Below are 9,652 nucleotides of genomic sequence, written 5' to 3' on the forward strand. Positions count from 1 at the left end.
AGGAGCACCTTCCTCTATCAGTCTTAATATATTTATTTACTCATTACATCAAATACTGCGGGTCCACGTCAATACTGATCTGCAGCTTTTCTTTGGCATTTTGCTGCTCGAAGTAAGCAACCGCTTTACCAACCAGCTCCACAGCTAATCCGTCCCCCCGATATTTTACCACGCATTGAAAACGATATCTATCTTTGATCCTTGAAATGGGTGAAGCGACAGGCCCCAATACTTCCATCGAAAAATCAGCAGCTTGCGGCTCTTCAAACCCGTCCAGACTAAGCAGCATTTCAGTAGATTGCTTTCTCTGCACATCTTCGATGAGCTCTTTTAGTCTAACGGCAAAGGCCTCAGCTGCTCTGATCAGAAACGGCGCCTGTTCATGTGAAAAGGTAACCAGAATCAATCGCTGATAGGGCGGGTAACCCAGACGAATACGGCTGTGCAGCTCTTCTGTAACAAAAGAATTATAATCATGTCTGCTTGCACACTGCACACTATAATGCTCCGGTGTATAGGTCTGAACATATACTTCGCCCAGCTTCTGATGCCTGCCTGCCCTCCCGGCCACTTGAGTCAAAAGCTGAAAGGTCCGTTCCGCTGATCTGAAATCGGGAATATTTAAGCTGGTGTCTGCTGCAATCACCCCTACTAAAGTAACATCAGGAAAATCCAGTCCCTTGGCTACCATTTGAGTGCCGAGCAGCACGTCTGCCTGCTTTTGACCGAACATCGTCAGCCACTTCTCATGCGACCCCTTTTCAGTGGTCGTATCCACATCCATCCGTATAACCCGAATGCCGGGAAACAGCTTGCCAAGCTCCTCCTCCACACGCTGCGTTCCTGTTCCGAAATGACGAATATGCTCCGACCCGCAGCTTGGGCACAGCTTCACCTCTCGCTCTGCATAGCCGCAATAATGACAGCGAAGCATCCGTGTGCTCTGATGGTACGTAAGCGAGATATCACAATGAGGGCAAGAGGATACATATCCGCAGGTCCGGCACATCACAAAGGTAGCGTAGCCGCGGCGGTTCAGCAGCATAACGATCTGTTCCTTCTTATGCAGCCTTTCCTCAATCGCGTGATGCAGCGCCTTACTGAACATCGAACGGTTGCCATTCTTCAGTTCTTCCCGCATATCGACAATAAATACCTCTGGAAGCGGTCTTCCTTCTACACGTGATTTCATCGTTAACAGCCTATAGGAAGGAGATTCCGTCGTCCCATGATCCGGAAGTACACTCGTTCGATGAATACTTTCAAGCGATGGTGTAGCGGAGCCAAGCACAACCGTAGCACCGTTATTCTCTGCTCTTTGCACGGCAATTTCCCGAGCGTGATATTTGGGGCTATCTTCCTGCTTGTAGGAGGATTCATGCTCCTCATCAATAATGATAAGCCCTAATCGTTGAAAAGGCGCGAAAACAGCAGACCTCGCACCAATAACAACCCGCACCTGCTTGCGCATAATTTTGCGCCATTCGTCATAACGTTCCCCTTGGGACAGTCTGCTGTGCAGAACGGCTACTTCGTTTCCAAAACGTCCTTTAAAGCGCTCGACCATTTGCGGGGTCAGAGAAATTTCCGGAACAAGCACAATCGCTTCCTTCCCCAGTTCAAGACACTGCTGTATCGACTGCAAATATACTTCTGTTTTCCCGCTGCCTGTTACCCCTTGAAGTAGAAACACACTCGGTTTCCCCTCTACGATTGCGCTGCGAATTTCCGCATACACTGTACTTTGCTCATCCGTTAAAGGCAAAGGCATGGTTCTGGCAAAGGTGCGGCCGGCGTAAGGATCTCTCATAACCTCGATCTCTTTAAGCTCGATAAGTCCACGGTCGGCGAGTGCTTTAACTGTACCCGCTCCGACCTGAATCAGTTCCATAAGCTCAGTAAGACGGATCGGATCAGGATGCAGACTCAGATAATCCAGCACTTCTTTTTGTTTACGGGCTTTAGCGGGCAGCTTCTCCCCAGCCTCTACCAGACTGTCCACTTCTTTCGGTGGAAACACCGTAAGCACCTTCTTCATGCTAATCCTGTCTTTCATCATCTGAACCTCGACCAAAGCCCCGCTTAGCACCATATCCTTAATCGCAGCGCCCTCATGCGGAAAACGGTCCATCAGCGCTTCCATGGACAGCGTTCCTTTGCATCGGACAAAATCCAGGATAGCGAGGCGCTCGGGCAGCTCCAGCAGGGAACCCATTTGCGGCTCTATGCCTACCTGCAAACCTCGCTCATATTTGGCTTTCAGCGCACCAGGCAGCATAACCTGAAGCGCCGTTACCTCATGACACAAATAGGTCCGACTCATCCAGTGAGCAAGACCTACAAGCTCCACGGTTAGCGGAGGAACCAAATCAGGTACGCTTTGTATCGATTTTAAACGCTCAATTTTTACATCTGTTTCCTCATGCAGCTCGACTACAAAGCCTTGTACCACCCTTGGACCAAAGGGAACAGTGACACGGCTGCCAACTTCTACCCAGGCCTTTAACGCTGGTGGAACTATGTAATCAAAAGCACGGTTCGTTTGCTTGGCAGGGACATCAACGATGACCTTAGCAAACATTAGGGGGTACCTATCGGTTTGACGTTAGTTATGCCTTTTTCAGAAGCTCTGCCTGCAAGTACAGCCGGAAGCCGTTCGGCTACTATAGCCAGAAGCCTGCGGGCAACTTCCTTCTTGCTTTGAAGCGGCAGAGACTCAATCAATCCGTCAGAGCCGTATACACGAACTATATTCGTATCATTTCCAAAGCCGGCCCCTTCTTGGGAAATATCATTGGCTACTAATAAATCACAATTTTTACGCTTCAGCTTGTCCATGGCATATTCATCCAACCGGTCAGTTTCCGCGGCAAATCCGACCACAAACTGCTTCGTTTTGCGTGATCCGATTTCCTCTAGAATGTCCGGATTTTTAACAAGCTCCAAAGTCAGGGTTTCCGTTTTTTTCTTCAATTTCCGCTCTGCTCTGACCGCTGGCCGATAATCAGCAACAGCTGCCGCTTTAAAGACAACATCTGCTCTCTCAAGCTCAGACATTGCAGCATCAAACATATCCTGAGTGGAAATAACCGGCACAAGCTCAACACCTTGAGGCACCAGTAGCGCCGTAGGACCCGATATTAACGTCACGTTCGCGCCGAGGCGGGCTGCCTCTTCGGCAATGGCATAGCCCATTTTACCCGATGAATCGTTGGTTATGTAACGGACAGGATCAATTCGTTCCACAGTACCGCCAGCGGTTACAAGCACCCGTTTGCCGTGCCATTCCTTTTTTTGCGCAAAATAACGGGTAATTTCCTGCACGATCTCTTCGGGCTCTGCCAGCCTGCCTTTTCCTACGTAGCCGCAAGCAAGCTGCCCTTCACCAGGCTCAATAAAGTGAACACCGCGGCTGCGCAGGGTCTGCATATTTAATTGAACGGCAGCATTTCCGTACATATGCACATTCATGGCAGGAGCCACCATAATTGGCGCCATTGTAGCGAGCAGAGTCGTGCTCAGCATATCGTCCCCTAATCCAAGTGCCAGCTTGGCTATAACGTTCGCTGTTGCAGGAGCGATGACGACCAGATCGGCACTATCGGCCAAATCAATGTGAGATACGACAGATGCATCCTTCTCCTCGAAAGTATCGATGAACACAGGATGGCGGGACAATGTTTGAAACGTCAGCGGGGCGACGAATTTAGCCGCCGACTCCGTCATAATCACCCGCACCTTTACACCAAGCTGTGCGAGTTTGCTTGTAAGTGCCGCTGCTTTGTAAACAGCAATGCCACCACTTACGCCGAGCACTATGGTTTTACCTTGCAGGTTCGACATGATGCATCCCCCTTTCTCTCCAGAAAAAAATAACAACCACAAGGGTTGTCGGATACACTTTATCTCTTGACCAGTTCTTTGTGTTCTACCTTCTCATAACTAATATATTCACCATATAGCTCTTCCAGAGCAATACCTACATTTTTGTTTGCTTTTTGGTTTTTCAATTCGGTCTTCGTTCCATCGCGGAGCATTCTTGCTCTCTTCGCTGCAGCTACGACCAATGAATACTTGCTGTCAACTTTGTCAAGCAGCTTGTCAATAGATGGATATAACATGTTTAGTTCACCTCATTTATCCATTGGACGATTTTTGGGAAAATACGATCCCGCCTGCAATGCTCAGCGGCAAGAATCGCTTGAATCTTGGAACAAGCCGTTTCCACATGATCATTGACGATGGCATAATCATAATGCTCCATAAGACGCATCTCATCAAGAGCCACTGACATGCGGCTGCGGATCGTTTCATCCGATTCCGTTCCTCGTGTAACGATACGATTCTGCAACTCATCCAGGGACGGCGGGAGCAGGAAGATGAATACACCCTCTGGGAATTTATTCTTCACCATCAATGCTCCCTGAACCTCAATCTCCAGTATAACATCTTTGCCGGAACGAAGTACATCCTCAACAAAGCGTTTGGGTGTTCCATAATAATTATTTACATACTGTGCCCATTCCAGCATCTCATCAGCTTCAATTAACTGCTGAAATTGTTCCCTCGTTTTGAAGAAATAATTCACGCCTTCGATTTCTCCTTGGCGTGGGGCTCTGGTCGTAGCTGACACTGAGTATACGAGCTCCGGTGCGACCTGGCGAAGAGCGGCGCATACCGTCCCCTTGCCTACACCGGAAGGCCCGGATAATACGATCAGTATGCCTCTTTCGCGGTCTAACGTGTTCGTATTACTCGTCATGATCATCGTCCTTGTTGGAAAGTCGATGTGCTACCGTCTCAGGCTGTACCGCCGACAAAATGACATGGTCGCTGTCAGTAATAATGACGGCTCGGGTTCTTCTTCCGTATGTAGCGTCAATCAGCATGTGTCTGTCACGAGCCTCTTGAATAATTCGCTTGATCGGAGCCGATTCCGGACTCACAATCGAAATAATGCGGTTCGCCGATACGATATTTCCGAACCCGATATTAATTAATTTGATAGCCATTCAAACTTCCTCCTCATGAAAGCCGCATATCGGCATCACTCGATATTCTGAATTTGTTCTCTCATTTTCTCTAATTCGGCCTTCATGTCGATGATTCTAGATGATAGCTCCGAATGATTGGCTTTGGAGCCTATCGTATTAACTTCACGATTCATTTCTTGGATCAGGAAATCGAGCTTTCTGCCAACAGGCTCTCCACAGTCAATCAGCAGTTTGAACTGCTCGAAATGGCTGTGCAGCCTGGTTAGCTCCTCATCTATATTAGAACGGTCTGCGAAGATAGCGATCTCTGCAGCAAGACGATTCTCATCAACTGGAGTCTGCTCCTGCAGCAGCTCTTGAATGCGTTGCCGAAGCTTGCCCGCAAACTCTTTGACCACACTTGAGGCATGCTTGCGCAGCCCCGCATGAAACGTGATCAAGTTTTCCAGTCGTTCCTTAATGTCCTGCTTCAGATAGGCGCCCTCTCGCAGCCGCATGCTCGTTAGTGCCATAACGGCCTCTTCCAGACAACCGCATAATTCCATCTTTAGCTGTTCATCCGGCTCGGCCCGCTCTTCTTTAAGCTGTATCAGATCAGGAATACGAAGCAATTCTGCAAGAGACAGGCTCTCCGTAAATCCATATCGCTGTCTTAACTGCTCCGAAGCGCCCATATAAGCGTTTACCAATGTCCAATCTACGGAAACAGCTTTGTGCGAAGCAGCTTCCCGTTCTGCCGTAACGAATACATCCACTCGTCCCCTCTTGACCGACTGCAGTATGGTCTTCTTCATGGAGTCTTCATAACAAGCCCATTCTTTGGGCATGCGGATGGAGACTTCCGAATAACGGTGATTGACCGATTTAACGTCGATAAACACCTTATAGCCTGCAAAGCTGCGGCTCGCTTGTCCGAAGCCGGTCATACTTGGAAGCATTCTGATCACATCCATAACCTATTTTAATTCATTTTGAAAGTGGGTACAAGTGGAAATCACTACGGCTCGACTTTTCCCAAACATAGTTCGTTAGCTGCACACTCATCTCATAGAGTAAGAAGGGAGTCATCAAATAGATTCCATTAAAATACTGCATGGCAGCATCCAGAAGCTCCTTGGCAATCTCCACGCCCATAGCGCGTCCAGCCTCTCCATCAAGCCCATGCATCCTGCTGCGGACATCAGCAGACAATTCAATGCCGGGAACCTCATTATGCAAGTATTCAGCGTTGCGTCCACTGGCAAGCGGCATGATACCTATGAAAATCGGTACATCCAGATGCTTTGTAGTCTCATAGATCTGCTCTATAAGGATAGGATCATAGACAGGCTGCGTCATAATGTAATCGGCACCCGCTTCGATCTTTCTTTCCAGCCGTTTGACAGCCTTATCCAAATATTTCACATTCGGATTGAACGCCGCTCCGACGATAAAGTTAGCTTTTCTCTTCAGCGGCTTGCCTGAGAAGGAAATGCCTTCATTAAGCTGCTTGATCATGCGGATGATCTCGAAGGAAGTAAGATCGTAAACTGAGCTGGCGCCAGGAAGATCCCCGAATTTAGCGGGATCGCCTGTGACGGCAAGCACATGATCGATGCCCAGAGCATGCAAGCCCATCAGATGGGACTGTGTTCCGATCATGTTGCGGTCGCGGCACGCGATATGAATGAGCGGACGCGCACCCAGCTTATCCTGCACGAGGTAGCCGAGTGCCAGGTTGCTCATGCGCGTCACCGCAAGCGAATTGTCGGCCATCGTAATGGCGTCGACATGAGCTTCCTGCAGGGCTTTCGAGCCCTGCATAAATTTGTCAATGTCTAGATCCTTAGGAGGATCCAGCTCGACAATAACGGTAGGCCGCTGCCGGACCTGGTCCAGCAGCGTTGGCCCTGCAGCTGGCGCTGCTGACGCAGAAGCCAGCACCGGCGGCTGAATGCGCAGCGGCTTCAGCTCAGGCGCAGCGGCTTGCCTGGAGGCGTCCACCTGGGACGCCTCTGCAGGGACAAAGCTGCTAAGCGCCTGCGCGACAGCTGCGATATGCTCAGGCGTTGTGCCGCAGCAGCCGCCGATAATGCGGGCGCCTAGGCTGGCGAAGCGCAGCGCGCTCTCAGCGAAGTAAGCAGGCGTAGCCGCGTATGAGTAGTGCCCGTCGACGTAGTCGGGCAGCCCTGCGTTAGGAAATACGGAGAAAGGCACGCCTTCAAGCGGTGTCAGCTTCTCCATCGTACGCAGAATGCCATTCGGGCCTACCCGACAGTTGAAGCCAATCACATCGGCCCCCTCACTACGCAATCTCTCGCATGCATCCTGTAGCGGAATTCCATCCTGCGTGCTGCCAGTACCCTCTGTTGCAAATTGACAGATGACAGGTAAATTACTTAAGCTGCGAATGAGCTTAAGCGCAAGCAGCAGCTCCTCCAAATCATAAAAGGTTTCCAGCAGCAGGCCGTCTACAGGCGAATCCAGCAGCACATTAATTTGCTCGTTCAGCGATTTCTCAACCTGGGTCGTACGTACGTTTTTGCGTTTTCCGGAGCGGATAGAACCGATAGCTCCAACAACATAAGCATCATCGCCGACCGCTTTGCGGGCAAGCCGTACACCTTCGCGGTTGATTGCTTCCACTTGCTTCTCAAGGCCATATTTGGACAGCTTTTCCCGATTAGCCGAGAACGTATTCGTCTCAATGAGTCTCGCGCCTGCCTCGTAGTAGCGACGATGGACGCCTTCAATCGTATCAGGCTGAAGTATGTTCAGCTCCTCAAAGGAGATGCCGACCGGGAATCCCATTTGATATAAAAAAGTCCCCATAGCGCCGTCGCCGGTTAAAATACGCTCTTGCAGCGCTTTCCGAAGATCTGTTCTCATCTATTTTCGCCACCTAATAACTATAGTAAACCTCCCTAACTCTATGAAGGAAAGGTTATTAGTAATAAAATTATTTTCTTTTACAAAACTCCTTTAAACACTTCTTCAGCCGGACCGGTCATGTAAACATGATTATCGGCTTCGCTCCATTCGATATGAAGGTCTCCGCCTTTTAGAGAAACAGTCGCTTTACGATCCGTAAGCCCATTTAACACAGAGGATACAAGCGTCGCGCAAGCCCCTGTTCCACAAGCCAGCGTTGGACCTGCGCCTCTTTCCCAAACCCGCATATCCGTGAAATCACGGCTTTTGACAGTGACGAATTCCACATTGATCTTTTTTGGGAACATGGGATGTACCTCAAGCTTTGGCCCCCAGACACCCAGATCAAAATTAACCGCATCGTCTACGTAAATAACGCAGTGTGGATTGCCCATGGAAACTGCCGTAAAACGGAATTCACGACCGTCCACAACAACAGGATGATCCATAACTACATCCTGATCCACAGTCGTAGGAACCTGCAGGCCTTGCAGTACGGGCTCTCCCATATCTACACGAACGGCCGCCACCTTGCCATCCTCTATGTTTAGCTGAACCTTCTGCACACCGGCACCGATGGTTTCAATGGTCAGCTCCTGTTTATTAATCATCTTGTGATCATATACATATTTGGATACACAACGGATCGCATTCCCGCATTGCTCGGCCTCGGAGCCGTCTGAATTAATAATACGCATTTTAAAATCCGCGGTTTCAGAAGGCAAAATAAAGACCAAGCCATCTGCGCCAATCCCGAAGTAACGGTTGCACAGCTGAATGGCAGTCTGGTCTACTCCCGCAGGAAGCTCTTCCTCTCCTGCTACAACAATAAAATCATTGCCTAGTCCATGCATTTTTGTGAAATTCATCAGGTCCTAACTCTCCTTATATGAAAACATATGAAAACGGCTTTACCCATAATCATAACGCATTGAGAGAAGAAAGAGTAGTACTTTGTCAGAATCAACATGGAAACTGGAATTTTTACTCATTTTTAGTGTAAGCATGTGTGGCTTGAGCTGCTTAGACGGCTCATTCTGACGGAATCTCATTAAGAAAAACCACCTTGCGGCGTCCTTTGATGTGCGTGTTCGTGACTTGGGTGCGTTGCGGAGGGAATGGCTGTGGGCTCCAGCCGCTGTTAAAGATTTGTTCCCTTGAATGGTATACATGAGGAGGTAGGAACAAATCTTTAAAGGCGGACGCTTCCGCGCTTCCGCCCACAGCCATTCCCTCTCTTTAGCTACAATCGCACAAATCGCACGAACACCAAGCTCAAACGGACTGCAAGCAAGGTTTTTTCTCTCGATCGGAGGGGATTTCCCAGCGGCCCGCTGGCCAAGCCGCTGGGACTGAAGAATGCTCCCGCCAGCGCTCACAACCGAGAGTATCTGCTACTTTTACGATGATTTTCATCGTTAAAAGCACTGGTCCTCTCCACAACCTTGCTTTAACGATGAAAATCATCGTTAAAATTCCTTTTAACCCCCTGAAGAGGCCATTCTTCCTCTTTTAACGATGAAAATCATCATTAACGGGACGGATTGACCTGGAACACTTGCTTTAACGATGAAAAACACATTAAGCATGCATTGAATCTGACATGAAATGTAATGAAGAATAATTTACTAAATAAGGTAAATTATGATGATGTTTTCATGGACAAAAACAAGAAAAGCTCCTAATGTAAGAGGTGACGTGTTATCCATCACCCACTCACAAAAAGGAGCCAACCATGGATAACAATA

General features: G+C 48.9%; 9 protein-coding genes. All 9 read right to left on the reverse strand.

Going from position 1 to position 9,652, the window contains the following annotated elements; genetic code table 11:
• Nucleotides 1-43: 43 nt before the first annotated feature.
• Nucleotides 44-2,581, reverse strand: coding sequence for a primosomal protein N' (priA, locus tag J2Z66_RS14695; protein WP_209972185.1), 2,538 nt, complete (start codon nt 2,579-2,581; stop codon nt 44-46).
• On the reverse strand, nt 2,581-3,843 hold the full coding sequence (gene coaBC / locus J2Z66_RS14700) for a bifunctional phosphopantothenoylcysteine decarboxylase/phosphopantothenate--cysteine ligase CoaBC (RefSeq protein WP_209972186.1): 1,263 nt from the start codon (nt 3,841-3,843) through the stop codon (nt 2,581-2,583). Before coaBC ends, priA begins: the two co-directional genes overlap by 1 nt.
• A 59-nt stretch (nt 3,844-3,902) precedes the next feature.
• The gene (gene rpoZ, locus J2Z66_RS14705; RefSeq protein ID WP_209972187.1) at nt 3,903-4,121 is read right to left on the reverse strand and encodes a DNA-directed RNA polymerase subunit omega; all 219 of its coding nucleotides are present in this window, start codon (nt 4,119-4,121) and stop codon (nt 3,903-3,905) included.
• Between the two features lie 2 nt (nt 4,122-4,123).
• Entirely contained in the window at nt 4,124-4,762 is a 639-nt protein-coding gene (gene gmk, locus J2Z66_RS14710) for a guanylate kinase (protein ID WP_209972188.1), read from the reverse strand.
• Entirely contained in the window at nt 4,752-5,012 is a 261-nt protein-coding gene (gene remA, locus J2Z66_RS14715; RefSeq protein WP_009672664.1) for an extracellular matrix/biofilm regulator RemA, read from the reverse strand. The genes gmk and remA overlap by 11 nt, the downstream gene beginning before the upstream one ends.
• 35 nt (nt 5,013-5,047) lie before the next feature.
• Nucleotides 5,048-5,932 (reverse strand): YicC/YloC family endoribonuclease, encoded by an 885-nt coding sequence (locus J2Z66_RS14720; RefSeq protein ID WP_209972189.1) that lies wholly within the window; start codon nt 5,930-5,932, stop codon nt 5,048-5,050.
• A gap of 28 nt (nt 5,933-5,960) precedes the next feature.
• On the reverse strand, nt 5,961-7,862 hold the full coding sequence (locus J2Z66_RS14725) for a bifunctional homocysteine S-methyltransferase/methylenetetrahydrofolate reductase (protein WP_209972190.1): 1,902 nt from the start codon (nt 7,860-7,862) through the stop codon (nt 5,961-5,963).
• Between the two features lie 80 nt (nt 7,863-7,942).
• A complete protein-coding gene (gene dapF, locus J2Z66_RS14730; RefSeq protein ID WP_209972191.1) occupies nt 7,943-8,773 on the reverse strand; it encodes a diaminopimelate epimerase in 831 nt (276 codons plus the stop codon).
• Nucleotides 8,774-9,179: 406 nt separating this feature from the next.
• The gene (locus tag J2Z66_RS14735; protein ID WP_209972192.1) at nt 9,180-9,371 is read right to left on the reverse strand and encodes a hypothetical protein; all 192 of its coding nucleotides are present in this window, start codon (nt 9,369-9,371) and stop codon (nt 9,180-9,182) included.
• Nucleotides 9,372-9,652 lie beyond the last annotated feature (281 nt).

Source organism: Paenibacillus eucommiae, assembly GCF_017874215.1.
Lineage (GTDB): Bacteria > Bacillota > Bacilli > Paenibacillales > NBRC-103111 > Paenibacillus_AI > Paenibacillus_AI eucommiae.